The sequence below is a fragment of the Pseudaminobacter soli (ex Li et al. 2025) genome (assembly GCF_003012705.1).
Classification (GTDB): domain Bacteria; phylum Pseudomonadota; class Alphaproteobacteria; order Rhizobiales; family Rhizobiaceae; genus Pseudaminobacter; species Pseudaminobacter soli.
This window is the reverse complement of sequence record NZ_PXYL01000013.1, coordinates 13,243-37,688: the sequence shown is the minus strand read 5'-3', so window position 1 is coordinate 37,688 and position 24,446 is coordinate 13,243. Positions and strand designations below refer to the sequence as shown.

Sequence of the window (24,446 nt, the reverse complement as noted above, 5' to 3'; positions counted from 1 at the left end):
CGCGCTTATGCCTTTGCTATCGCAACGATGACGGCTGCCAGCCTTCGGAAGGGATGCCCTCCGCCGTGAGGTTTTTGCATTTCCGTAACGCCATCGCGACACCACTGCTGGTGACGCGCGAGGGTTTGGCACTCGAGTTGGTTGGTCCCCGTCTTCGGCTCAACAGCTGAAAACCACATATTTTCAATAATTTGGAAATATAGCGCACTCGAAGAGACATAGGTTGGCACCGTGATGGAGATGGCGTGCCAGTATCGGATGAACCTGCCACATAGCCGCCATTCGACTCCCAATGTTAAAAATACCACATGTGACTTGACCTATGTGATTAATATCACATAACCTTCTCAAGGGTCCTGACGGACCCCAACGAACAGTTCCGGAGGAGGACAAGATGAATTTTTGGAGCAGTTCCCGCGCGCGGGCGTCGGGCGCGGCGATGCGTGGCGTAGCCCTCCTGGCGATAGGCCTGGGCTCGGCGGTGCCGGCTCTGGCGGCCGATGTCATCCGCATCGTTTCACCCTACCAGACCACCACGCTCGATCCGATGCGCTCGGCAGCCGCCGGCAATATCGAGACTTATGGCCAGCTCTATTCGCGCCTGCTGCGGCGTGACCCCGAATCCGGCGCTTTGGGACCGGCGCTCGCCGAAAGCTGGGACATTTCGGCCGACGGCCTGACCTACACCTTCCACCTGCGCGACGCGCAGTTCTCCGATGGCTCGCCCGTCACCGCCAATGACGTGGCCTTCAGCCTTGAGCGCATCCGCAGCGACAAGAAGTCGGCCTATCCGGCACCGCTGGGCGCGGTGGAGTCCGTGACTGCGGCCGATCCGAAGACCGTCGTGGTGAAACTAAAATCGGCATTCGCACCCTTCCTCGGCAATCTGGAAATCTGGAATATGGGCATCGTGTCCAAAGCCGATGTCGAGAAACAGGGTGAGGAAAAGGCGTTCTCCACCGCGCCGGTGACCTCCGGTCCCTATGCGGTCAAGGAATGGAAGCCGAACGAAAAGCTCGTGCTGGAGCCCAATCCGCACTACTGGCGCAAGGGCTATCCGAAGTCGGACGCCAATGTCGAATTCATCGAGATCGCTTCGCCAGAAACCCGTGTCGCCATGCTCAAGGCCGGCGAGGTCGACGTGATGCGTTACGTGCCATGGGCGCAGATCGACGATCTGAAGACTGTCGAGAACATCGACATGCGGCTCGAGCCTTCGACCACCATCTACATGACCCTGCTCAACCACAAGCGCGAGCCCTTCTCGAACCTGAAGGCGCGCCAGGCGGCCGCCTATGCCATCGACAACAAGGCATTGGCCAAGGCCGTCACCCGCGGCTACGCCGAGCCTGCCAACACGACCTTGCCTGGCAGCATCGATTTCCACGACAACGAATATCCGGGCATTCCCTACGATCCAGCCAAGGCGAAGGAACTGCTGGCCGAGTCCGGCATGGTTGGCCATGAGGTGAAGATCCTCGCCACAGCCGCGGCGACTGAGCAGCAGATGGCGCTGCTGCTCCAGGCGCAGTGGCAGGCAATCGGGCTGAAGCCGGTGATCGTCAATGTCGACGGCGGCGCCTGGTGGGACTCCACCGGCAAGGGCGACTACGATGCGGCGGCCAACTGGTGGTATAACGAGACGCCGGATCCCGACCTGGCGGTTCGCTGGGCAGTGTGCGGGTCCTGCGGCTCGAACTCCTACAACACCTTCTATGAGAACCCGAAGGTGGACGAGCTGGTCGAGCAGGGTACGACCGAGACCGACACAGCCAAGCGTGCGGAGATCTACAAGGAGATCCAGAAAATCACCACCGAGGAGGTCGCGCAGATTCCGCTCTACTACGCGCCGAACGCAGTGGCCTATTCGAAGCGTCTCGAGGGTATCAAGCTCACGCCTTCCCTCCAGTGGACGCTGGAAGACACCTCCATCGCGAAGTGAGCCAAGACGAGCGACGCGCTTTCAATCGAAAGCGCGTCGCCTCTGCTGGAAACGGAGAACCGGATTGGCCCTTTTGCAACTCATTGCGCGGCGCCTGATACAGCTCGCCGGGGTGCTGCTCGGGATCAGCATCGTGACGTTCCTGTTGTTGCACATGGCACCTGGCGATCCGGCGCGGCTTCTCGCCGGCGATCGGGCAAGCGCCGAGACCATAGCGGTGATCCGCTCTCAATACGGGCTGGACCTGCCGCTCTGGCGGCAGTTTCTCACCTACCTCATGAACCTCTTTGCCGGTGACATCGGCCAGTCGCTGCGCTTCCAGCGGCCGGTCAGCCAACTCATCCAGCAATTCATGTGGCCGACCCTGTTCCTGACCGTCTATGTCGTGTGCCTCGCCGTGCCGCCGACGGTCGCGCTTGCCATCATGAGCGCGCGCAAGCCCGGCGGCACCGCCGACCAGGTCATCCGCCTCATCGGGATCGCCGGCTTGACGATCCCGGTCTTCTGGTTGGGCATCATGATGTCGCGCTTGTTCGGCGTCAGCCTCGGCTGGTTCCCGGTGTCGGGCTACGGTGTCGGGATTTCCGAGCACCTCCATCACCTCTTCCTGCCGGCGCTTTCCACGGCCATCTGGCTAGTGCCGGTGCTGACGCAGAGCCTGCGAGCAGCCCTGATTGAAAAGACCACAGCGGATTTCGTGACTGCGGCGCGCGCACAAGGGGCGAGCGAACGGGAGATTTTCTGGCGTACCATCCTGCCCAACGCCGTGCTGCCCACGCTCAACCTGCTCGGCGTCATGGTGGCCTTCATGATCGGCGGCGCCATCATCGTCGAGACCATCTATGCCGTTCCCGGCCTGGGCACGCTCATGATCGGCGCGCTGCTGGGGCGCGACTACTATGTCGTGCAGGGTCTTACGCTGGTCTTTGCAATGTCGACCGTTCTGGTCACGCTCGCCGTCGACCTTCTCACCGCCTTTATCGACCCGCGCGTCCGGCTTTGAGGAGACCGGAAATGGCCAATGCCTCGACACTGCCCGAAGCCGCTCCGCCCGTCAGAGGGATGACACTCTCGATGATGGTGGCGATGGCCATCCTTGGTGGATGGCTGTTCCTTGCGCTGACGGGTCCGTTGATCGCGCCCCACGAGCCGGACGCGATCGACATCATGAACATGCTTTCGCCGCCGAGCGCGGAACACTGGTTCGGAACAGATCAGGTCGGCCGCGACATCTTCTCGCGCGTCCTGTTCGCGAGCCGGGTCGATCTGTTCCTGTGCGTGATCGGTGTCTTGCCGCCGCTTCTGATCGGAACGACGATCGGCCTGCTCAGCGGCTATTTCGGCGGCGTGGTCGACAGCCTGTTCATGCGCGTCTACGATCTGACCGTCGCCTTTCCCTTCTTCGTGCTGGTACTGGCGATCGTGGGCGTGCTTGGCCCCGGGCTGGTCAATTTCATCATCGCGCTCACGCTCGTCGGCTGGGTCAGTTATGCACGGCTGGTGCGGGCGGAGGTACTGACGATCCGCGAGAGCGAATATATCCAGGCGGCCAAGTGTCTCGGCTATCCGCCCGTCGCGATCCTGACCCGCCACGTCCTGCCCAACGCCATCGGGCCCATCATCGCCTATGCGGTGAGCGACGCAGTGCTGGTGATGCTGGCCGGTGCGAGCTTCGGCTTCCTCGGCATGGGTGCGCAGCCGCCGCTCGCCGAATGGGGCGTCATGATCGCTGACGGGCAGGCCTTCGTGCAGCAGGCCTGGTGGATCTGCCTGTTTCCGGGCCTGGCGGCGATTTCGCTCGGCCTCGGCTTCGCCTTCCTGGGCGACGGGCTTGGACAGATGCAGCGCAGGCAGGCCACGGCATGAGCAGGACAGAAGACGTGACGCGGCCATTGCTCGAGGTCGAAAACCTTACCGTCGGCCTTGGCGAGTTCGACGCCGTTAAAGCCGTGTCGTTCCACCTGCAGCCGGGAGAGATACTGGGCATCGTCGGCGAAAGCGGCTCGGGCAAATCCGTCACCTGCCGCGCCGCAATGGGCTTGTTGCCCGGCGCAGCGCGGGCCAGCGGTCGGGTGACGCTGGAGGGGCGTGACCTGCTGACGCTCGGTGAAGCTGACTGGTGCGCCATTCGCGGCCGCGACATAGGCATGATCTTCCAGAACCCAGCCTCGCATCTTGATCCGCTACGACGCATCGGCAAGCAGATCGCCGCACCGATGGTCCGGCATCTAGGTATTGGCCGGCGCGAGGGAATGCGCCGGGCGATCCAGCTTCTCGACGATGTCGGCATCCGCGAACCGGAAAAGCGCGCCCGTTCCTACCCACACGAATTCTCCGGCGGCATGAAGCAGCGCGCCATGATTGCTGCAGCGATCGGCTGTGGGCCGAAGCTGCTGATCGCCGACGAGCCGACCACCGCTCTCGACGTCACCGTTCAGGCCCGCATCCTCGGGCTGCTCAAGGACCTCAACCGTGAGCGGGGTCTCGCGATCATCCTCATCTCGCACGATCTCGGTGTTGTCGCCGACATCTGTTCGCGCGTAGTGGTAATGCGCCATGGCGAGGTGGTGGAACAGGGGCCGATCGACGATGTCATCAACCGGCCGCAGCATCCCTATACGAGGCTGCTGATCGATTCCCAGCCGAGCCGCAAAACCTATCCCGGCACGAAAACGGAGCCGGAGCAGGCCGCTCCGCTCCTCAGCGTAGAAAAGCTGTCGGTATCCTTCCCCGTTCGTCGCGACCTGATCGGCGGCCTTGCGAGCAACGGCGAGTCATTTCTTGCTCTCGATGGTATCGACCTGCAGATTGCCGCCGGCGAGACGGTCGGGATCGTAGGCGAAAGCGGATCGGGCAAGAGCACGCTGGCCCGCGCGATCATTCGCCAGAACAGGCCGAGCGAAGGTGCGATCCGCCTCGACGGGCAGGATGTCCATGCCCTGGGCGGCGACGCGCTCACGGGTTTCCGCCGGCGCGTGCAGATGGTGTTCCAGAACCCCTATGATTCGCTCAACCCGCGCATGACGATCGCCGAAGCCGTGGCTGAGCCGATCTGGCGGCATGGGCTTGCCGACCGCAGGACAGCACAGATGCAGGCCAACGAACTGCTGGAGATGGTCGAGTTGCCGCGCGCCCTTGGCGACCGCATGCCGCGCCAGCTTTCCGGCGGGCAGTGCCAGCGCGTCGGCCTTGCGCGGGCACTGGCGCTCAAGCCGCAATTACTGATCGCCGACGAGATCACCTCGGCGCTTGACGTCACAACCCAGGCGCAGATCCTCGAACTGCTGCTTCGGCTGCAACGGGAACGAGCGCTCACGCTGCTTTATATTTCCCACGATCTCTCCGTCGTCAGCGGCATCTGCCAGCGTGTCTACGTCTTTAAGGGCGGCCGTATCGTTGAGAATGGCTCGGCCCGGCAGGTGCTTTCCGCTCCGCAAGATCCGTACACGCAGGAACTCGTGAGATCGCTGGCCCAACTGGGGCCTGTGAACCCCGCTCCCGTCTTTTTACCGGTTTAGAACAATGCGACTCGATGAATATGTCACTTTTGACGGAACTGGCCTCGCCCAGCTGCTAGCCAAAGGAGAGGTCACACCAAGGGAACTCGGTTTTTGCGTCGAGCAGGCCGTTGAGGCGATGAATCCGACGCTCAACGCCGTCATCGAACTCTACCCCGATGCACTAAAGGCCCTGCCGGAGACCGCTTCAGACGGGCCTTTCCATGGCATTCCAACCCTGACCAAGGACTTCCCGATCGAGGCGGGGCGCCCGGCCGAGTTCGGCAGTCGGCTTGCCCAGGGCTTCCGTGCAAGCGTCGACGCCGTCTATTGGAAGCGGCTGCGCGAAGGCGGATTGGTCAATGTCGGCCGCACGACGAGTTCCGAGTTCGGCGTGCCCGCCACCACAGAGTCGCCTCTCTATGGCGCGACCCGCAACCCCTGGGATCCGGCACGCGGCGTTGCCGGATCGAGCGGCGGCGCAGCAGCGGCAGTCGCGGCCGGGATCGTTCCTTTCGCGCAGGGCAGCGACGGCGGCGGCTCGATCCGCAATCCGGCTTCGTTCTGTGGCCTGATCGGCCTGAAGCCGTCGCGCGGCCGCGTGACCGGCGCGCCGAATTCCAACGCGCCGCTGCTGGGGCTTTCGACGGCTTTCATGTTGACCCGCTCTGTGCGCGACACGGCGGCGCTCCTCGACCTCTGCCATGGCCCCGATGCCGGCGACGGGTACGAGATTGCGCCGCCCGAAGGCACCTATCTGGAGGCCATGCAAAGGGCGCCGAAGGAGCTGTGCATTGCGCTCTGCACGCAATCCTGGTCCGGCACGCCGATCGACCCTGAGGTCGCGGCCGCAGCCAGATCCGCGGCCGAGCGGCTCGCCTCCTTAGGCCACCACGTGGAGGAAGCGTCTCCGAGCTTCGGCTATGCCGCCTTCCTCGAGGCACAGAAGATCATCTGGGCGGCCGACGCCGCCGCCGACATGCCGGCGATGGCGAAGCAGATGGACCGCAACCTTGAGGACACGCTGGGCGCGACCGTGGTTGGGCTCTACCGATGGGGACTAGGCCTCAGCGCAGCACAACTTATCGATGCTCTTGCGGTCTACGATCAGTTGACGCGCCAGGTCGGCCGTTTCCTGGCCGGCTACGATCTGCTGCTGACGCCGACCGCCACCATCGTGCCAGAGCCGATCGGCACCTTCGATCCCAACCGCGCCGGGATCGACGCGGACGGCGTGTTCGACGATCTGGCGCCGAAGGAGACTTTCACTGCGCTGTTCAACGCCACTGGGCAGCCGGCCATTTCACTTCCCCTTGGGCGCAGCCAGGCTGGTCTGCCGATCGGCATCCAGCTCGTGGCCCGCTTCGGGCGGGAAGATCTGCTGCTTGCGGTTGCGCGGCAACTGGAAGAAGAGTTGGGAAGCGGCCCGGGCATTTGGGGGCAGGGCCAGCCGGTCGTGCATGCCGGCAACTTCTAGGAGCGGATATCGTGGCTAAAGCGCGGAACGGCAAGGGTGCCAAGGAGGCAAACGCCAACGAGGAGAAGATCGACCTCGAGGCGATGCTTCGCGCGCGCATGTCCGAATTCTCGCCGTCTGAGCAGAGCTTGGCCGCCTACATGCTCGACAATATTCAGACGCTGCCTTTCGAGACTGGCTCCAGCATCGCGCAGGCGGTCGGCGTCAGCGAGATGACTGTTTCGCGCTTCGTTCGCGGCCTCGGCTTCGAGAACCTGCGCGACCTCAAGAACCGGCTGCGCGTCACGGTTGCCGAGAAGGACAGCGACATCGATGACTACATGGCGCGTTTCCAGATGCGCGACGGCCGGCAGCAGGTGCTGCAGGAAAGCCTGCGCCTCGAACTGGACGCCATCGTCAAAGCCTACGCGCTGACCACGACCGAAATATGGGACGAAGCCGCATGCGCACTGGCCAAGGCGCGTACCGTCTACGTCGTCGGCTTTCAGGCATCCAAGGGCCTTGCGATGGATTTTGCCAGCCGGCTGCTGTGGGCCAGGCCGAACGTCATCTTCGTTGACAATGCGACGGGCACTTTCGGTGAGATCATAACCGCCGATCCGAAGCAGAGTCTCGTGGTGATGGTCGACACCGCTGCTTATGCTGCTCGCGGCATAAAGCTGGCCGAAAAGCTGAAGGCGATGGAAATGCCGCTCGTCATCGTCACCGACAAGTTCAGCCATTGGGCCTTTGCCTATACGCGTTTCGTGTTCGAGGCGCACACGCATGTAAAGACGTTCTGGGATTCAACGGCCAGCCTGAGCGCCGTTCTCAACCTGATGATCGATGCGGTGGCGACCAAGCTCGGGCCGAAGGCCAAGCGAAACTTCGCGATGATGAGCGACATGGGCAGCCTGTTCGGCGAGTTCGTGGGTGGCAGCTATCTGCGCCGGAAGGACTGAGCCGTTGGCTGCCTCAGAATGAAACAAAGCGAAAGACATCAAACGATGACCTGCATTCCCCCGTTCCGCGACCCGACCAAGCCGGGAGCAGTGATCATCCCCCGGCAGGACTGGGACCGCGCGCCGTGGAACCGCTGGACCTTCCAGCATGTGCGGGACCTGGTGCCGACGAGCCAGGTCTGGCGCGGCCAGGGGCCGGCGAGCCCGCTGCCAGAAAACTTGCAGGACATCGACGCGGTCGGGTTCGAGCTGGACGGCCAACGCGACACTATCGGCGGCTTCCTCGAGACCAGCTATGCCGATGGCATGCTGCTGCTCCATCGCGGCAAGGTAATCGCCGAGCGCTATCTGAACGGCATGACGCCGCGCACGCCGCATCTGTCACAGTCGGTGGCGAAGTCGGTGGTCGGCACGGTCGCCGGCATTCTGATCGGTCGCGGCCTCGTCGACCCGGCCGCGCCCATCACCCAGTACCTGCCGGAACTCAAGGCAACCGCCTATCGCGGCGCGACGGTACAGCATGTGCTGGACATGACCAGCGGCGTCGTCTTCGACGAGACCTACACCGCGCTCGACTCGCATATGGCGCAGATGGACGCCGCTTGCGGATGGAAGGAGCGGCGGAATTCGAGCTGGCCTTCGAATGTCTGGGAGCTCATCCTGTCGCTGAAGGAAGTCGAGTGCACGCACGGTTCGTCTTTCCGCTATCGCTCGATCGAGACCGACGTCCTTTCCTTTGTCCTGCAGCGCGCCGCCGCAACGCCGCTCGCGGAACTGGTGAGCCGCGAATTGTGGGCACCGATGGGGGCGGAAGAAGATGCCTATTTCACCGTCGATCCGGCGGGCTATGCGCTCGGCGACGGCGGCTTCAACGCGACGTTGCGCGACTATGCCCGCTTCGCCCTGCTGCATCTGGGCGGCGGCGAGATCAACGGCCGGCGCATCGTTCCGGCCGCCTGGATCAAGGAAACGCGAACCGGCGCCCTGCCGGAACTCTTTGGCGGGGTCTATCACGAGGTCCTGCCGGAGGGGGCCTATCACAACCAGTTCTGGGTCGAGGACAGCAAGCGCCGCGCCTATATGGCTCGCGGTGTCTTCGGGCAGCTGATCTATATCGACCCGGAGGCGGACTTCGCCGCCGTTATTCTCTCGAGCTGGCCTGAATTCGTGAGCACAACGCGCACCCGCACCTCGCTTGCGGCGGTCAGGGCAATCCGCGAAGCGTTGTCGTTGTAGAGCCAGCCTTACAATTGCGATGGAATCCGATGCCGGCGGAGGTCCGGGCGTGGGACCCAGCAAGTTGAGGACTTAGCGGTTAGCCCAAATGCTTTCCGTAGCTGCAATCTCAAGGTTCAGCGCATAAGTCTTCTCCCCTTCTTCGACCGGGATCGGGGTGAGTTCTGCATACTCTGGAAGATCGCGCGTGCCCAGCTTGCGCGAAAGCAGCTCGATCAAGCTCTGGTCCGAAGGCTTGTGAGCGGTGTCGCGGGCGTCTGGTTACATCAAAAAGTTGGCCGCGCGAATGCCCGCTTCGCCCGCTAATCAACTGAAGCGGACAGTCCGCATCCGGCCCCCAATTGTCCGAGTGCCATGTGGCTCAACTGGGTGGAATACGGAACCGAAGCTATCGGACTGCAAGCTTGCGAATGCTGGCGTTCGTGTCGACCGGCCCACATCTTGCGACGATTGGCTGTGGGCGCTGTTCTAAAACTCTCAAGCATCCCGCTCATGACTGGGTATTGACAGCTCGCACCAATCAATAATTATACGTCGTAGAATTTTGGGAGGCGCGAGATGATTTCCGGCCATATATTTATTGCAACCAGCCTGGACGGGTTCATCGCTCGCGATGACGGCGACATTGAATGGTTGCTTGAGCATGACGCTTCAGGCGAGGACCACGGCTACAATGATTTCATAAAGGGCATCGACGCCATAATAATGGGCCGAGGCACCTTCGAAGCGATGCGCGACGTGAAACCGTGGTTCTATAGTCGCCCGGTGCTCGTCCTTTCAGCCACCCTGGCGCACCAGTCGGTTCCCGCTGATCTTGCCGGTAAGGTCCGTTTCACGGAAAAGTCGCCACAGCAAGCCATGGCGATGCTCGAAGCGGAGGGATGCCGTCGTGTCTATGTCGATGGGGGACGTGTCATTCAATCCTTCCTTTTGGAAGGATTGATCAGCGATCTGGTCGTCACGCGTGTTCCTATACTGCTCGGCAGCGGCCGTCCCTTGTTCGGCCCGCTCACGCGCGACATTCGTCTCAATCATGTGAGCACCCGCCCGTTTCCATCCGGGCTGGTGCAATCGACCTACACTATAGCGCAATGACCAAGCGAAGCCGAGGCAGGCCGCGCGCCGATACCGAAAGCGTCTCGCCGGCAAAGATCCTTTCGGAGGCGCTGGCTCTGCTGGACAGTGAGGGGTTTGAAAGTGTCACCATGCGCGCAGTAGCCGTGCGTGCGAACGTCAGTCCGATGACGATCTATCACCACTTCCACAATCGTGACGGCTTGATCCGAGCATTGGCGGACACCGTCTATGCGGATGTTACTTCGCCTATAGATGGAACTGTTCGATCTCGCATAGAAGGCCTGTTGCGGGCATATCGGTCGAAGGTGGTACGCCATCCGGGTTTGACCCTTGCCATTTTCAACCGGCCGGCTTTGTTCCCTCAACACGCAAGACGGATCACCGATAACCTCGCGAACCTCTTGTGTGACCTTGGCCTTTCGCCTTCGCGGGCTCTGGTATGGGTCCATATTCTGGTGGACTATACTCACGGCGCGGCGCTTGCCGTGGCGATAGACGGGACGAGCGGCAGCGCGCCGCAGGCAGACATCGATCCGGAGTATGGAAACTACGAACGGGCGGTTTCTGAACTGCTGGCCCGTCTTGACGAGTAGTGTGAGTGACGGCTTATGAGGACGTTCGGTACCAGACAGCAGTGACCGTTATGCGGTCGGTTGCCGAACGGCAGCTTATCGCGAGGGCGGACTGAAACCGAATGGTCTGGTACCGGGGTAGGGCTGTTTGGGGGTGGTTTCCTGCCCGTCCCGTTCAGGAACCCTCTCAGGGGGCCGCCCAACTTTGACTGCGGCACGCCCTCACGCATACGGGAGCGCTTCTCCGCTGGCCTTCACCGCTGGAACTTTGCTAGATCGGCCTTCTAATTTTCAACGTCGATCCGAAAGAACCAGCACGGCAGCGACCGTGACAGGCTTTCATTCTTGCGACCAAGGTAGCGAAGATGAACAAGCCTTTTGTTTCGTTGCGTCCAGAAATCACTCGGACACACGCACTGATCCTGATGGACTGGTTAGAAGATGAACGCGTCACTCGCTACCTGAGCGATTCCCGCAGTGTGTCTCGATTCATCGCACAGGCCGTCGACCGAGCTCAGATGCCGATCCTGACACATCTGTTCAATCAGGGCGGCCGCTTCTTTATGGCTTACGACCGAAACGATATCCCGGTCGGTTTCGTCCGCCTGGTCAAGACAGGCGCTGAGTGTGAAATAGTCTTGGTCGTCGGGGACCATGACAACTGGGGGCGCGGACTTGGCGCCAGCACAATCCGCGAAGGTTTGAAGCTCGCCTTCCTCGATATGCGAGCCGAGAGCGTCATCGCCAAAATTCACCCGAACAATACGCGCTCGCTAAAGGGTTTTGAACGCTGCGGTTTTCTTCTCAAACTCGAAACATCAACGCTCAATTCCCTGTCCATGACCGCTGGCCGGTATCTCCAACTCCTGCGCGAAGGCGCCATGGCAAAATCTGCCGATATCTACGTCACGGAGATCGACAAAGCACGACTCCAGAGCCTGATTGAGTTCGAGCAAGGGGCGGCAATTGTCGAGCTTGAACACGAGATCGAGAGAGCCATTGTCGTTGATCCTCAGCACGTCGCGCGCGATGTCGTGACAATGAATTCCAGGGTCGTGCTGCAACTTGACGATGAACAAAAGGAAGTGGCTCTTGTCTACCCGCAAGACGCCGACGAACGCTCTGGTAAACTATCGGTCCTCTCCGACGTCGGCGCCGCGATCCTGGGCTATCAGGAAGGCGATGCCATCGACTGGAGGGTTACAGATCGTACGCGACGTATCCTGATCGAAAGGGTGATCTACCAACCGGAATCGTCCGGTGATTTTCATCTCTAGTTGCACTGTGGCAAGCCTGCCTGTCGAGTTCGTCAGCAGCCTGACAAGCAGGAGAGACGGGCGGGGCTTCCGGTCACGCAAAGTTCTTCGGAGGAGGAGCCGAACCCCGAAAGGCTTAAGGCCTGCCCGCTGGCCCGCCGCGTACAAAGCGAAGGACAACAGCATGGACGATCAAGAACTGCAGCACGCCGCGGCCATGGAGGTCGCGCGAAAGTGCCTCGAAACTCGATTCATTGGCGCCAGATACCTCTTCGCCACCGGTTCCATTTTGCGCGGGCAAGGGACCAGCTTTTCCGACATCGACCTTGTTGTCGTGTTCCCGAAACTGGAGCGGGCGTGGCGCGAGTCCTTCATACTCGACGGATTCCCGGTCGAGGCATTCGTCCATGATTCGCAGACGCTAGCCTACTACATGGAGAAGGATGTGGAAGGCGGGTGCCCGACCATGCTGAGCATGGTTGCGACAGGAGCGATAGTGGGCCCCAGCCTCAAGACAGCTCTGGCGATCCAGACTGGGGCCCGACGCGCCCTGGCCGAGGGACCGAGGCCGCTCGCCGGACCAGCATATGATACCATGCGCTATTTGCTAAGCGACCTGGCCGACGATCTCCGCGGGGATCGCCCCGGCGACGAGATCGCCGCGATCGCCGCTTTGCTTTATCCGCTGCTCATTGATTTCATTTTGATTGGACGCGGGCAATGGACTGGGCGCGGCAAATGGGGCCCCCGGCTGCTACGGCAGTTCGACGCCCACCTGGGCGCGGCTATTACGCAGGCCTTCGCGGCTGCCACACGTGGCGACAGTGAAGCATTGCTCGGGTTGGCCGACGCTGAACTCGAACGCCATGGCGGCCGATATTTCGATGGCTACAGGATGCTCGCCCCACTGGACGCTCGAATACAAGAATCCGCCAGCTAGATTTACGGTGGCGCCTTCGCCTGCAGTTTCCGAGCTACAGCGACGGCTTTGGGTGAACGACGGAGATGGGTCCGGCGACCGACACGGTGCGCGAAACCGCCATTGTTGCGCGTCGGTGAATGACTGGTTCTGGATTTCGCAGGTTCAACGGCGAATGGCTTACTTGAGGTCGGTTGCCGAATGTCCGCTTAAGCCAAATCTGTTTTGAAAGCGGACCGGCAGATTTCGGCCCCAAAACTGCCGGTCAGCATCGCGCCTTCATGTTGGCCGCAGAGATCAGCTTTTCCGCTTCCTGGAAAAAGTTACTGCCGCGATCAAGCTGGAGATCGTGGTTGTGCCAGAGCCAGACATCATCACGTGGCATCAAAGCTCGGTAAGAAGACCAGTCAGCAGCCCGCGTTGGGGAGACCACCGACCATCGATGATACGCGACAGAGCCAAGAGGAAGCGATTGAGGAATGCAGGTAGCCCTTTAAGGAATGTGGGCGACGGCGGGCGTAGGCGCCGGACTAGAGCGACCAGAGTTTCACCTTCTCAATTGCCGCTTGCATGTCCGTGACAGGCTGCGCCGCCTGATCGACTGGCCACGGCCCTATTACACAAAGAATGCGGACCGCTGACCAGTAATCCTCTGGAGCTAACACCAATGACGCGTTTGGTCGAATAGGGCGTCTCGAAATGCCTAACGCGAGCGCATGACAGTGCCGCTCAGCGCTGCGGTGTCCATAATGGTTAGGACCACGACTGGGCCAAAGAACAGCCCGTCATAGCCAAAGCCTGAAACTGCCGGCGTGCTGAGCAAAGGAGAGCAGAACTGCCCGATGAAAACCGAGGCCGTGAGAATGCCGCCTGCCACCCCTTGTCGATGTTAGTCGGCGTCGTTGGTCGGTTCGGCGAGCTCAACAGTCTGCGTTTGGAGCGCCTCGCGGACTTGGTCGATTTTGCCGTAGGCTTCTCCTACGCCCAGCACATTCTTTGCCCAGTCCACCATCTCTTGATCGACCACCCGGTTCGGATTCGTGCCTGACTGCAGTGCCGCCGTGAGCGCCTCGTCCGTGATGGCCTCCTTCTGCTCTGCTTGCTTGGCCTCGAGATCGGCGACTTGTTTTTTCGCCTCGCTGACGGCTGCAGCGCTATCAAGGACGGAGTTGAGGGCACCGATTTCCGCTGCGACTGCTGCAGCCGCACCAGCGTCCAGCGTGGAGGGATCGATCGCCTTGAGATCACCAAGGCGAGCCTCCAGATCTGCGGTCGTCAGATCCGGGGTGTAGGAGAAGTCGTCATGCGGCTGGATCGCGCCGACCGACGCAGCGAATTTCGCATCCGCAGCGGCCAGCGCCGCAGTGGCCTTCGCGAGTTCGGCCTCCGTCAGGTCATAATTGGCAGATGCCATCACATAGGATCGGATCGCCGCGAATTTCGGATCTTTCGCGTTGAGGAAGGCGTTGAAGTTCCGCTTCAGGGAATTGAGGCCACCGAGCTTGGCGTGCAGGTTTTTCTCCTTCACCTTGGCAGATGAGGCCTTGCCGGGCTTGCGACCAGTGTCCTTGGCCGACACCGCTGCCATTTGCGACTTCGCCGCGCCTTTGGCCTTGCCCTGCGAAGCACCGGCGCCACCACCGGAAAGGTCACCCAGGCCCTTCGCGTTGCCGTGCTCGCCAGCTTTCGCGGCGCCACGTCCGGCTCCTTGACCGCCACCTTTGCCGGCGCCGTTATTTCCAGCGTTGCCGCCCCCCTTGCCGCCGCCCTTTCCTCCGCCTTCGCCCTTGGCATAGGCCTGATGGGAAAAGCCATCGAAGGAGAAGCCGGTGCTTCCGGTCAGGAGCGGCAGAAGCATGAGGGCCGTAGTACAGCCTAGAACGACGGATGCGCGCGTAAGAGTGGTTTTCGCAACGTTTGCTCGCATTGGAGAAGACATGGGGAGTTCCTCCGATTCGTTAGACGCGGATCCTAGCGTGCAGAACGTCACCGATCCGATAAATTATTCTTTCAGGTTTGTTTTAATGCCAGTGCAAGTCAAGGTAACGTCCTGGACGTGCGACCTGACACTATTGGTCGCGCGGTATCTAAACGGCGGTCACTCTCACCTCCCTCCGAGGCTCCCGTCTACCCAATCGAGGTGCGGGACTGGGACCGCAAATGGCGCACAAACTTCAAGTGCGATCGAGGTAGGGAAGGCCGCATCTCTGCCCTCCACTTGCCGAGATCTGTGCCGACACGCCTGCAAGGCAGAGCAACTTGGTCAAGCGGCTCTTGTTTCCATAGCACCAAGCGTCCGCGGCTTGGACCAGCTCTTGTCCAACAGGCTAGCCACTGGCAAACCCTGGGGGAGCGTATTTGGCATCAGGTCAAAGGTGGCATAGCTGCGATGTGCGGAACTGCGTCAAGTCGGGCTGGAGTGGATAGACTGACGAACTGCCAAAAGCTGCACCACAAACTCGTTGACGATCTTCGGTGGATGGCGGTTTGGGGGCAGCAACAACAGGGTTCGGAAATATATCTCCGGTTCGAATGGCCTAAGCACGACGTTGCCGTTCAGGTAGGGCAAAGCGGTGAGCGGATTGACCATGCCGCACCCCAATCCGGCGTCTACCATCGCGCAGATGGTGGTCGAATAGGGCGTCTCCAGAACGATCTTGGGCCGGATTCCATGGTCGGCAAAAATCGCTTCCGCCTGGCGTCGTGTGGTGTCTTCCGGCGCCAGCGCGATGAACGATTGGCCGTCTAGATCGACCGGTTGGATAACTTCCCTGGCGGCCAGCGCGTGTCCTTTGGGTATTGCGATCTCCACCCTGTAGTTCTGGAAAGTGCGGGCGTCCACGCCAGCAAGATCGATCTCGTCGGCGGCAAGTCCTACATCGAATTGTCCAGATGCGACCAGTTCCTTCACTTCCGAGGAAAGCCGCGCCTGGAAGGTGACGGCCACATCCGGATGCCGCGATTGAAAGCCCTTCAACGCCTTCGGCACGACATTCGTACTGAGTGCTGACAGGCTGGCGATCCGGATTTCGCCGGACCCGAAATCCCTGATCCGCGCCGCAGCGCCTTTGAGATGGACCAGCCCCGAGAATGAGGCCTCCACCTCGCGGAAGAAAAGATTGCCTTCTGCTGTGGGCGACATCCGACCCTTGATGCGATGAAAAAGCGGGAAACCGATGCCACGCTCGAGTTCTTGGATCGCCTTGCTAACGGCGGGCTGCGATATCCGCAGGATCTCTGCCGCTCGCGACGCCGTGCCTGTCTTCATGACAGCGTGAAAGACCTCGATCTGCCGTAGATTCATCGACATACTATAACCTCATGGAATAGTGAGCCTCGATCTTAGTATTGGACTGAATAGATTTAGACGTGGTCTGTTCGGGCTGCAAGTCGAGGGGATTTTGACGATGGATGACCAGACCCGGTGCGTGATCACGCCCAATGTGAAGACGGACGGTTTCGACGCCTTGGGTAGGGCCGTCTACCGCGCCTCGACGATAGTGTTCGCAGATGCCGCATCCTATGCGAACAGAGGCCAGCGGGGGCCTGACGGCTATTCCTACGGCCTTTACGGCACGCCGACGACGCGGACGCTGGAGCGCAAGATCACCGAACTCGAGCAAGGCTATCGCACGCTTCTCGTCTCGTCCGGCCAGGCGGCGAACGCGATCGCGATCCTTTCCCTGCTGAAGGAGGGCGACAGGATCCTGATCGCAGACGCGGCCTATCCACCGGTGCGCGACTTTGCCAACAACGATCTTCCGAGGTTTGGCATTAGCGCTGCCTACTACGATCCGACGTCGCCGGATGAGGTCGAACGCCAGATCGACGCGAGGACGAAGATCGTTTGGTGCGAGTCGCCGGGCTCGACGACCATGGAGGTACAGGATCTTCCCCGGATCGCCGAGATCGCACACCGGCACGGTGCGCTGGTCGGATGCGACAACACCTGGGCGACGCCGCTGAACTTCAAGCCTTTGCTTCACGGGGCAGACATCGTCACGGAAGCGCTGACGAAGTATATTTCTGGGCATTCGGATGTCCTGATGGGTTCCATCACGGTCGCGGCCGAGACCCATTATCAGACCATTCGTTCCACGATGGGGCGTCTCGGCATCGGAGTCTCCCCTGACGATGCGTCTCTTGTTCTGCGGGGCATGGAAACGCTGGGCGTAAGGATGAAGCATGCGCATCAGGGTGCGATGGCGGCGATCGCCTGGCTTGAACAGCATCCGCTCGTGGAACGCGTGCTTTATCCGGCTCTTCCGAGCTCGGTCGGCCACGATATCTGGAGGCGGGACTTCGCCGGAGCAAGCGGCGTCTTCAGCGTCGTCCTCGTGCCCAAGGCAGTCGCCCACATTTCCGCAGCCCTCGACACGCTGAAAACCTTCGCCATCGGCGCATCCTGGGGCGGAACGCGAAGCCTCGTGGCCCCGATGCCGGTAAAGGCGAACCGATCTGCGACCACCTGGGAGGGTGACGATCTGGTTCTTCGCATGAGTATCGGGCTCGAGGCCGAGGAAGACCTTATGGCCGACCTTCGGCGCCTCCTGGCTACGATCGAAGAGCGGATCGATCTGGATCGTTCCGCCTCGAGGGTACATTCGGCAAGTCAAACCACAAATAAAAAGGGGAATGAGAATGACCAACATCAAGGAATTCATGCCGATTGACCGGCGCTTGTTTCTATCCGGCGTATCGAAGTTTCTGGCAGTATCGGCGGCCTCATCATTCATCCCATCGATCGTATCAGCCGCCGAACTGAAAGAGACGCTGCGGATCGCCATCGCCAAGCCAGCCGGTGACCTGAACCCGCACAAATACACCGGTCTATGGGGCGTGCAGGACCTGCTGTTCGAGCCGCTGGTCAGATATGGCCATCACGGCAAGATCGAGCCGGGCCTTGCAACCGAGTGGGTCGTCGAGGACGGCGGAAAGCGTCTCAAGCTCACCTTGCGGCAGGGTGTTACCTTCCACGACGGCGCGCCCTTCGACGCCAAGGCGGTCGATTGGAACCTGAAGCGCTGGATCGGACTCGAAGCGAACAACTGGATGAATTCGTCCCGGCTGTTCGATGGCACGGAGATCGTCGACGATCGTCACATCAATATCCGCTTCAAGGAGCCGGTTCTCGGCCTCCTGCAGGAACTTGCCTATGTGCGTCCCGTTCGCTTCCTGAGCCCCCAATCGGTGGGGTCCGACGGCGCCTACAAGGAGCCGATCGGCACCGGTCCCTGGCGTCAGTTGAGCGCCAGCAACGAGGGCAGCGGCTTCGAACGCTATGACGGCTACTGGGGCGATAAGCCCACTTACAAAAACCTGGAAGTAAAAGTCCTCCCGGACTCCCGTGGCAGAGTGGCGGCGCTGCGTGCTGGCGACGTCGATCTGATCGGCGGTGCATTCGTGTCGCCTCTTACGGCGACAGAAGCCCAGAGCCTCAAGGCTGCTGGCGTGGACGTGGTCGTCGAGCCCGGCACCACGACCATGGTGATGGCCTTCAATCCCGACCGGGTGGCCGCACTGAAGGACCCGCTCGTCCGCAAGGCAATCAATCTGGGCATCGACCGAGATGCCATCTCGAAGGTGCTCTATCGCGGGCTGGCCGAGCCGACGGGCAACCTGTTCTCCGAAGTCGTACCGCTCTCGGGCAAGCGCTACGAGGTTCCGCAGCGGAACGTGGAGTCGGCAAAGTCGCTGCTGGAAAAGGCAGGGTGGGTGGGAAGCCCCGTTCGCCAGAAGGATGGCAAGGACCTGGCCATCGAAATCGTGGTCAGCGAGGAGCAGGTTCCCGGCTCACGTTCGGTTGCCGAAGTGATGCAATCCGAGCTGCAGGAACTTGGCATCGCCCTGGCTATCCGGTCCGTCGACCACGCCTCACGCCACAGCGACATCCCGGAGCGCAAGTTCGACCTGGCGTTCTTCCAGACCTTCGGCGCGCCCTACGAGCCGTTCGGCACCGTGGTCGGCCTGTTCCTGTCCACCTACGACAATGGCGTGGACGGCAAGCTGTTCATAGATCCGGAAAACCTCGATCCGCTCGTCACGGCCGCCATGTCGGCGCCCGAGAGCGAGATGCAGGCTGCCCTCCAGAAGGTCTACGACTGGCTGCATGACAACGACGCGATCGCGCCACTGTTGTATGTTCCGGGTATTTGGGCGCATTCGAGCCGTGTGAAGGGCTTCGACGGTCCTGCGACGGAATACGACATGCCCTACAAGAACATCACCCTGTCGGAGTAGGATACCAGCGTGCTCGTCTTCATTGCAAAAAGGGCGCGCAACGCAGTGCTGCTCTTGTTCTTGGCGTCCGTCCTCTGCTTCACGCTTGTGGTTTCCGCCCCGGGCAATGTGGCAATCCTGATCGCCGAACTTCGAACGCCGACCGCCACCAAGGAAGATATCGCCAAGGTGGAAGAAGAGCTGGGGCTGAACAAGCCCCTGCTCGAACGCTATGGCTTCTGGCTCCAGGGAGCACTGAAGGGCAACCTGGGCATCTCCTACAAGACGGGCGAAGACGTTGGCGCCGCGCTGCGCAGCAGGCTTTCGGTCACCGCTACGCTCGTGGCAGGCGGTGCCGTGGTCGCCTTCGTCCTCAGCCTGTTGGTCGGCTTCATCGGCGCGCTCTGGGCCCACAGGATGCCGGACTACATCATGCGTGGCATCGCTCTTCTCGGGGCTTCAACGCCTTCCTTTTTCGTCGGTGCGCTGCTGGTCTACGCCTTCTCGGTGAACTGGCACCTCCTGCCCACCTTCGGCTTTTCGGGGCCGGCAAGCTGGGTGCTGCCCTGGCTGACGCTCGGCTTCCTGCCCGCGGCCGTGCTTAGCCGCGTCGTCAGGGTCGGCTTCGAGGATGCGATGGCCAAGCCCTACGTGCTGACCGCCCGCAGCAAGGGCCTTTCGCAGACGCGCATCTTGTTTCGCGACGCGTTGCCGAACATTGCGCCGACCTATCTCAATGCGCTCGGAACGCAGATCGGCACGATGGTCGTTGGTGCCGTGGTCGTAGAGCCGCTCTTCGCCTGGCAGGGACTGGGCGACCTGTTCCTTGCCGGCGTCAGGTTCCGCGATTTCATGGTCGTCCAGGCTTGCCTGCTCGTCTTCATCACCTTCTTCGTCATCCTGAATGTCGTGGTCGATATTGGCATCACGCTGACCGATCCCCGCCTGCGGCGCCAAAGGAGCTGAACATGCAGTCCATCAAGGCATTTGCGAAAGCCGTCGCAGCATTGCCCAGAGCCGCGGTGTTCACGATCGGTGCATTCATTCTCCTCGGGCTCTTCGCACCCTACATCACGCCTTACGATCCCAATGCCCAGAATCTGCTCATGGCCGGGGAAGGGCCGAGCTTGGCCCATTGGCTGGGCGCCGACCACCTCGGGCGCGACACGCTCAGCCGGCTGATAGCGGCGGCACGCACTTCGCTGGTTGGTGTCTGTCTGGTCCTTCTCTGCGCGCATTCCATCGGCATCGTGATCGGAACGATAGCAGGCTATCGGCGCGGCTGGACGGACGAGGTGCTGATGCGCGTTGTCGACGTCGGCCAGGCCATCCCCAGTCTCATCGTCTCGCTCGCTGTCATCGGCATCTTCGGGGTCAGCTACTGGAACATGATCCTCGCGCTGGCGCTCGCCTGGTGGCCGAGCAGCGCCAGAATTAGCCGCGCGGTTGCGGTCAACGTCATGAACAAGCCGCACATGGAAGCTCTCAGGGTGCTCGGCGCAAGCCCGTTGCGCATCTATTTCGTGCATCTGTTTCCGGCGACGCTGGGTGCCGTGCTGGTCTATGCGACGGCGGACGCCGGGGCCGTGGCCCTTGCAATCGCGACGCTGAGCTTTCTCGGGCTGGGCATCCAGCCGCCAACGCCGGAGTGGGGGCAAATGCTCGTCGATGCTCTTCCCTATCTCGAGGCCGACCCCCGGCAAGTGATCCTCCCGGGCCTTACGCTCACGCTCGCCGTCGTCGGCTTCAACATCCTCGGCGAGGCTGTCGCCCTGAACCGTGTACCGAAACCTCTGGGCGCGCGCCTTGTCGCCGCACGGCGCCGGATCACCGCAAGCTGGGCAACGGAGACGCGCTCATGACTGCCGAACCGATCCTGATCGTCAAGGATCTGACGATAGATCTCCTGACCGCTCACACGGCCGTCAGGCCCGTCGATAGCATCAGCTATCAGTTGCGACGCGGCGAGACGCTGGCGATCGTCGGCGAAAGCGGCAGCGGCAAGACCGTCACCTGTTTCGCGCCGCTCGGCCTCATGCCTGTCGGCGTCAAGGCGGACGTCTCCGGCTCGGTGCTGTTCGAAGGCACCGAACTGGTAGGCGCAAACGAGGAGACCTTGCGCAGCCTGCGCGGAAAGTCCATCGGCTTTATCTTCCAAGACCCGATGAGCGCGCTCAATCCCGCCCGCCGGATAGGGCACCAGATCGCCGAGGTCGCGGAGCTCCATCTCGGCATCACTCCTCGCGCGGCGGAGGCGCGGGCGCTCGACCTGATCAAGATGGTCGGCATGTCCGATCCAAACGCCCGGCTGAAGCAATATCCGCACGAGCTCTCGGGCGGCCTGCGGCAGCGCGTGATGATCGCGATCTCGATCGCCGCTGAGCCGAAGCTCCTGGTTGCGGACGAGCCAACCACCGCGCTGGACGTGACGGTGCAGGCGCAGATCCTGCGGCTGCTTAAGGAGATCCAGGCTCGGATGGACATGGCCATGGTGCTGATCACGCACGACATGGGCGTGGTCGCAGGAGCCGCGGACCGCGTGCTGGTCATGTATGCCGGGCGGCAGGCCGAGGTGGGGCCGACGGAAAAGGTGCTGGTCGCGCCAAGGCACCCCTACACGATGGGCCTTATCGATGCCATTCCACGGCGCGACGACGCCATCGGTTCGCGGTTCCGCGGCCTATCTGGGCTGCCGCCGATCCTCGGAGCTCCGATCAAGGGGTGCGCATTCACGCCGCGCTGCAGGCACTCCGTCGAAGGCTGCGGCGCCCAACGTCCTCCGCTGAGGACGACCGCAGACCCGGCCGTTATGGCCGCCTGTCCCGTTTTGAACGCCTGAACCGCAGGAGCCAGAAATGAAAGCAGTTCTCGAAGTCGAGCATCTGGTGACCAGCTTCCCCGGCGTTGGGCGCGGCAAGACGGTCAGAGCCGTGAACGATGTTTCGATCGTTCTTCATTCCGGCGAGATCGTCGGCCTCGTGGGCGAATCCGGTTGCGGGAAATCGACCCTCGGCAGATCGATCGTCGGGTTGGAAAAGCCGGAATCCGGGCGGGTGATCTTCGACGGTGTCGATCTGGGCAGCCTGAGCGGAAATCGCCTACGCGCTGCCAGGCGGGCGGTCCAATATGTGTTCCAGGACCCCTATGCGTCGCTCAACGATCGCCAGACCGTCGGCGAGGCGATCGATGAGGCTCTCATTATCGTCGGTGTTGCGTCAAAGGCCGAGCGGTCTGCAAGGATCGGGCAGCTTCTCGATCAGGTCGGCCTTGCCTCGGCCGTTCGGGACCGCTTCACACGCGAGCTTTCGGGCGGCCAGCGACAGCGCGTTGCCATTGCCCGTTCGCTGGCCGTCGAACCGCGCGTGCTGATCTGTGACGAGCCGGTCAGCGCGCTGGACCTCTCGATCCGTGCCCAGGTAATGAACCTGTTTCTTGATTTGCGGGACCAGCTCGGCGTCGCATGTCTGTTCATCGCACATGACTTGGCTCTTGTTCGGCAGGCGGCGACAAGGGTCTATGTGATGTATCTCGGCAAGATCGTGGAAGGTGGTGGTTCGGACGAAGTTTATGGCCGACCCAGCCATCCCTACACGCAGATGCTTCTTGCCTCCGTGCCGGAGGCGGACCCGATGATCGAGCGTCGGCGTAAAATACCACTCATCAAAGGCGAAATTCCGAGCCCGACCAATCCGCCATCCGGGTGTTTCTTCCGGACCCGCTGTCCCTTAGCGGTCGGGGAGTGTGCTCGAATTGAACCGCCGACCATCTTCTTGACGCCCACACATCGCATTGCGTGCAGATTTGCAAACGAAATCGCCCAAAAGAGTCTCACGGATGCTTGATCAAAGTCGCCCTCCCGAAGCACTTCCGAACAGAAGATGAAATAGAATGTCTTGGAAGGGTCGTTTGCCGAATGTCCTCTGTGGATGGCTCCCGCGGCGTTGCCATTGACGCCGCACGACGTGCCGGGATCGAGCTTCTTGGCTTATCGGCGCTGCATGCCACCGGCGACGGCAAAGCGGGATTCCTGATGGGCATTGCCGCCTACACCCCGGCCGAGATCGAAATGGCGGTCGGGAGGCTGGCGAATGCGCTTCGGGCCGTGGCGAAGGCGTAAATTGCTCTGTTTTGAGCTTGAATCAGAGTTCGGCACGATATGAAAGCCACCAGTCTGCACGCCCCCTTTTCGCCGTTCATCCATAAATTGGGCGTGCCCGTAAACGGTCCTTGGCGATGTTCCGCGACCCGTGACAAAACCGCAAGATCGGTCGAGCGCGTCATGTCTGCGCGCGCTTGACTGGTGCTGCCACGGAGGAGGGACGATGAAGGCGGCGCTTCAGAACTATCATGTCCGGATGCAACGGGTGCTCGATCATATCGATCGGAATCTTGACGGTGAGCTTGACCTGGATGCGCTGAGCGGTGTTGCAGCCTTCTCGAAGTTTCATTTCCACCGGCAGTTCACGGCGACCTTCGGGTTGTCCGTGCATCGCTATGTCCAGCTTGCCAGTATGAAGCGCGCTTCGCACCGGCTGGCCTACATGGACGCCCAAAGCGTCACGGACATAGCGATGGATGCCGGCTATGCTGCACAAGGATGTCGAACCCCTGGTCGACGTTACTCATGACACGCAACTGCCATCGCGCTCGATGTTGACAGCGAAATTGCGAGCGCTGCGCCATATATCATGAGAATCTTAAGCATGACCGTTCTCCTTTGTGGATAGGGTCACTGCTATTGACGATCGCATCCTGGATCAAATTGGATCGATTGCAATTTGACGGCTATTGTTCCTCGGTGCCAGCTTGTGACGGGGCATACACGAAGCCATGCTTTTGAGCGATTTCCTTGCGCGCCTGCAAGAAGATCTGGCCGATCTCGAACAATCTCTGGGTTGGCATCAGAAGCAGACGGCGACGATCCTTGGGATCTGGTGTACGGACAAGCGTGCCTGAAGCCACCATGTCGTCGATGTGCCGTGTAATGGTGACTTCACTGGTGAACGCATCGAAATAAGTCGCGACCTGCTTCACCGTCAGTACTTCTCCCTCCAGCCATTTGTGGCCGATCAAAGTGAAGATCATGTCGGCTTCGAATATGCTGCGCCAAGGGTGCTTGAGGAAGCCACCTTTGATCATTTGACGGCGGAATTCCGCTCGGTATTCAAGCCAAGAAACATCTGATGCAAGCAGCGCGCGCTGCGCCTGGTCGAGCTCGACTTGAGCGCGATCTTCAATCAAGAGCACGTCATCAAATGCTCGTTCGGGAGTGTTTTCTCCATCATCATTCTTCATATGGCCGAGTCCAAT

Annotated in this window: 22 protein-coding genes and 1 pseudogene; 19 read left to right on the top strand and 4 right to left on the bottom strand. The window is 61.3% G+C overall.

The features are described 5' to 3' along the window. Positions 1-394: 394 nt before the first annotated feature. The 7 genes from C7I85_RS21725 (at position 395) to C7I85_RS21695 (ending at position 9,093) form a co-directional block, all read left to right on the top strand. Positions 395-1,942 carry an ABC transporter substrate-binding protein gene (locus C7I85_RS21725; RefSeq protein ID WP_106726126.1) on the top strand — a complete coding sequence of 516 codons (1,548 nt, stop codon included), beginning with the start codon at positions 395-397 and terminating at the stop codon, positions 1,940-1,942. Positions 1,943-2,006: 64 nt separating this feature from the next. Further along, a complete protein-coding gene (locus C7I85_RS21720) occupies positions 2,007-2,945 on the top strand; it encodes an ABC transporter permease (RefSeq protein WP_106726125.1) in 939 nt (312 codons plus the stop codon). Between the two features lie 11 nt (positions 2,946-2,956). Further along, positions 2,957-3,808, top strand: a complete 852-nt coding sequence (locus C7I85_RS21715; protein ID WP_106726124.1) for an ABC transporter permease — start codon at positions 2,957-2,959, stop codon at positions 3,806-3,808. Then, complete coding sequence (locus C7I85_RS21710) at positions 3,805-5,460, top strand: dipeptide ABC transporter ATP-binding protein (RefSeq protein ID WP_106726123.1); 1,656 nt, start codon at positions 3,805-3,807, stop codon at positions 5,458-5,460. Before C7I85_RS21715 ends, C7I85_RS21710 begins: the two co-directional genes overlap by 4 nt. Positions 5,461-5,464: 4 nt before the next feature. Next, positions 5,465-6,916, top strand: a complete 1,452-nt coding sequence (locus tag C7I85_RS21705) for an amidase (RefSeq protein ID WP_106726122.1) — start codon at positions 5,465-5,467, stop codon at positions 6,914-6,916. Positions 6,917-6,927: 11 nt separating this feature from the next. Beyond that, entirely contained in the window at positions 6,928-7,857 is a 930-nt protein-coding gene (locus C7I85_RS21700) for a MurR/RpiR family transcriptional regulator (RefSeq protein ID WP_106726121.1), read from the top strand. Positions 7,858-7,902: 45 nt separating this feature from the next. Continuing rightward, positions 7,903-9,093: a serine hydrolase domain-containing protein gene (locus tag C7I85_RS21695; RefSeq protein WP_106726120.1), complete on the top strand. Its 1,191-nt coding sequence runs from the start codon at positions 7,903-7,905 to the stop codon at positions 9,091-9,093. 72 nt (positions 9,094-9,165) lie between these two features. Here C7I85_RS21695 and C7I85_RS31030 read toward each other — a convergent pair whose 3' ends face one another. Next, on the bottom strand, positions 9,166-9,312 hold the full coding sequence (locus C7I85_RS31030; protein WP_181257252.1) for a hypothetical protein: 147 nt from the start codon (positions 9,310-9,312) through the stop codon (positions 9,166-9,168). Positions 9,313-9,651: 339 nt separating this feature from the next. Between C7I85_RS31030 and C7I85_RS21690 the strand changes: the two genes are divergently transcribed. The 4 genes from C7I85_RS21690 to C7I85_RS21675 all read left to right on the top strand — a co-directional run bounded on the left by C7I85_RS21690 (position 9,652) and on the right by C7I85_RS21675 (position 12,938). Beyond that, positions 9,652-10,188 (top strand): dihydrofolate reductase family protein, encoded by a 537-nt coding sequence (locus C7I85_RS21690; RefSeq protein WP_106726119.1) that lies wholly within the window; start codon positions 9,652-9,654, stop codon positions 10,186-10,188. Beyond that, positions 10,185-10,763, top strand: a complete 579-nt coding sequence (locus tag C7I85_RS21685; protein WP_106726118.1) for a TetR/AcrR family transcriptional regulator — start codon at positions 10,185-10,187, stop codon at positions 10,761-10,763. Before C7I85_RS21690 ends, C7I85_RS21685 begins: the two co-directional genes overlap by 4 nt. Before the next feature lie 344 nt (positions 10,764-11,107). Next, the gene (locus C7I85_RS21680; RefSeq protein WP_106726117.1) at positions 11,108-12,019 is read left to right on the top strand and encodes a bifunctional GNAT family N-acetyltransferase/nucleoside diphosphate kinase regulator; all 912 of its coding nucleotides are present in this window, start codon (positions 11,108-11,110) and stop codon (positions 12,017-12,019) included. Positions 12,020-12,182: 163 nt separating this feature from the next. After that, positions 12,183-12,938, top strand: a complete 756-nt coding sequence (locus C7I85_RS21675) for a nucleotidyltransferase domain-containing protein (protein WP_106726116.1) — start codon at positions 12,183-12,185, stop codon at positions 12,936-12,938. Positions 12,939-13,806: 868 nt separating this feature from the next. Here the strand turns inward: C7I85_RS21675 and C7I85_RS31025 are convergent. Further along, positions 13,807-14,907: a hypothetical protein gene (locus C7I85_RS31025; protein ID WP_181257251.1), complete on the bottom strand. Its 1,101-nt coding sequence runs from the start codon at positions 14,905-14,907 to the stop codon at positions 13,807-13,809. Positions 14,908-15,321: 414 nt separating this feature from the next. Continuing rightward, a complete protein-coding gene (locus tag C7I85_RS21665; protein WP_245445040.1) occupies positions 15,322-16,227 on the bottom strand; it encodes a LysR substrate-binding domain-containing protein in 906 nt (301 codons plus the stop codon). Between the two features lie 97 nt (positions 16,228-16,324). On the opposite strand from C7I85_RS21665, the gene C7I85_RS21660 reads away from it, so the two are divergent. The 8 genes and pseudogenes from C7I85_RS21660 to C7I85_RS21625 form a co-directional block, all read left to right on the top strand. Then, entirely contained in the window at positions 16,325-17,590 is a 1,266-nt protein-coding gene (locus C7I85_RS21660; RefSeq protein ID WP_106726114.1) for a trans-sulfuration enzyme family protein, read from the top strand. Continuing rightward, a complete protein-coding gene (locus tag C7I85_RS21655; RefSeq protein ID WP_245445039.1) occupies positions 17,559-19,157 on the top strand; it encodes an ABC transporter substrate-binding protein in 1,599 nt (532 codons plus the stop codon). The genes C7I85_RS21660 and C7I85_RS21655 overlap by 32 nt, the downstream gene beginning before the upstream one ends. Before the next feature lie 9 nt (positions 19,158-19,166). Continuing rightward, on the top strand, positions 19,167-20,102 hold the full coding sequence (locus tag C7I85_RS21650) for an ABC transporter permease (RefSeq protein WP_106726113.1): 936 nt from the start codon (positions 19,167-19,169) through the stop codon (positions 20,100-20,102). 2 nt (positions 20,103-20,104) lie between these two features. After that, positions 20,105-20,998, top strand: coding sequence for an ABC transporter permease (locus C7I85_RS21645; protein WP_106726112.1), 894 nt, complete (start codon positions 20,105-20,107; stop codon positions 20,996-20,998). Further along, positions 20,995-21,975, top strand: coding sequence for an ABC transporter ATP-binding protein (locus C7I85_RS21640; RefSeq protein ID WP_106726111.1), 981 nt, complete (start codon positions 20,995-20,997; stop codon positions 21,973-21,975). Before C7I85_RS21645 ends, C7I85_RS21640 begins: the two co-directional genes overlap by 4 nt. 16 nt (positions 21,976-21,991) lie before the next feature. Beyond that, positions 21,992-22,978, top strand: a complete 987-nt coding sequence (locus C7I85_RS21635) for an ABC transporter ATP-binding protein (RefSeq protein WP_106726110.1) — start codon at positions 21,992-21,994, stop codon at positions 22,976-22,978. A gap of 71 nt (positions 22,979-23,049) precedes the next feature. Further along, on the top strand, positions 23,050-23,253 hold the full coding sequence (locus tag C7I85_RS21630; protein WP_428832885.1) for a hypothetical protein: 204 nt from the start codon (positions 23,050-23,052) through the stop codon (positions 23,251-23,253). A gap of 205 nt (positions 23,254-23,458) precedes the next feature. Further along, positions 23,459-23,728 (top strand): annotated as a pseudogene (locus C7I85_RS21625) (helix-turn-helix domain-containing protein); the annotation flags it as partial. A 193-nt stretch (positions 23,729-23,921) separates the two neighbouring features. Here the strand turns inward: C7I85_RS21625 and C7I85_RS21620 are convergent. Next, positions 23,922-24,431, bottom strand: a complete 510-nt coding sequence (locus C7I85_RS21620; protein WP_245445037.1) for a MarR family transcriptional regulator — start codon at positions 24,429-24,431, stop codon at positions 23,922-23,924. Positions 24,432-24,446: the final 15 nt, after the last annotated feature.

Coding starts and splice junctions, on each gene's coding strand:
- C7I85_RS21660 (WP_106726114.1), top strand. CDS start 16,325: ATGGATGACCAGACCCGGTGCGTGATCACGCCCAATGTGAAGACGGAC.
- C7I85_RS21620 (WP_245445037.1), bottom strand. CDS start 24,431: ATGAAGAATGATGATGGAGAAAACACTCCCGAACGAGCATTTGATGAC.
- C7I85_RS21695 (WP_106726120.1), top strand. CDS start 7,903: ATGACCTGCATTCCCCCGTTCCGCGACCCGACCAAGCCGGGAGCAGTG.
- C7I85_RS21690 (WP_106726119.1), top strand. CDS start 9,652: ATGATTTCCGGCCATATATTTATTGCAACCAGCCTGGACGGGTTCATC.
- C7I85_RS21715 (WP_106726124.1), top strand. CDS start 2,957: ATGGCCAATGCCTCGACACTGCCCGAAGCCGCTCCGCCCGTCAGAGGG.
- C7I85_RS21645 (WP_106726112.1), top strand. CDS start 20,105: ATGCAGTCCATCAAGGCATTTGCGAAAGCCGTCGCAGCATTGCCCAGA.
- C7I85_RS21675 (WP_106726116.1), top strand. CDS start 12,183: ATGGACGATCAAGAACTGCAGCACGCCGCGGCCATGGAGGTCGCGCGA.
- C7I85_RS21685 (WP_106726118.1), top strand. CDS start 10,185: ATGACCAAGCGAAGCCGAGGCAGGCCGCGCGCCGATACCGAAAGCGTC.
- C7I85_RS21725 (WP_106726126.1), top strand. CDS start 395: ATGAATTTTTGGAGCAGTTCCCGCGCGCGGGCGTCGGGCGCGGCGATG.
- C7I85_RS21680 (WP_106726117.1), top strand. CDS start 11,108: ATGAACAAGCCTTTTGTTTCGTTGCGTCCAGAAATCACTCGGACACAC.
- C7I85_RS21705 (WP_106726122.1), top strand. CDS start 5,465: ATGCGACTCGATGAATATGTCACTTTTGACGGAACTGGCCTCGCCCAG.
- C7I85_RS21640 (WP_106726111.1), top strand. CDS start 20,995: ATGACTGCCGAACCGATCCTGATCGTCAAGGATCTGACGATAGATCTC.
- C7I85_RS21630 (WP_428832885.1), top strand. CDS start 23,050: ATGTCCTCTGTGGATGGCTCCCGCGGCGTTGCCATTGACGCCGCACGA.
- C7I85_RS21710 (WP_106726123.1), top strand. CDS start 3,805: ATGAGCAGGACAGAAGACGTGACGCGGCCATTGCTCGAGGTCGAAAAC.
- C7I85_RS21665 (WP_245445040.1), bottom strand. CDS start 16,227: ATGTCGATGAATCTACGGCAGATCGAGGTCTTTCACGCTGTCATGAAG.
- C7I85_RS21655 (WP_245445039.1), top strand. CDS start 17,559: ATGACCAACATCAAGGAATTCATGCCGATTGACCGGCGCTTGTTTCTA.
- C7I85_RS21635 (WP_106726110.1), top strand. CDS start 21,992: ATGAAAGCAGTTCTCGAAGTCGAGCATCTGGTGACCAGCTTCCCCGGC.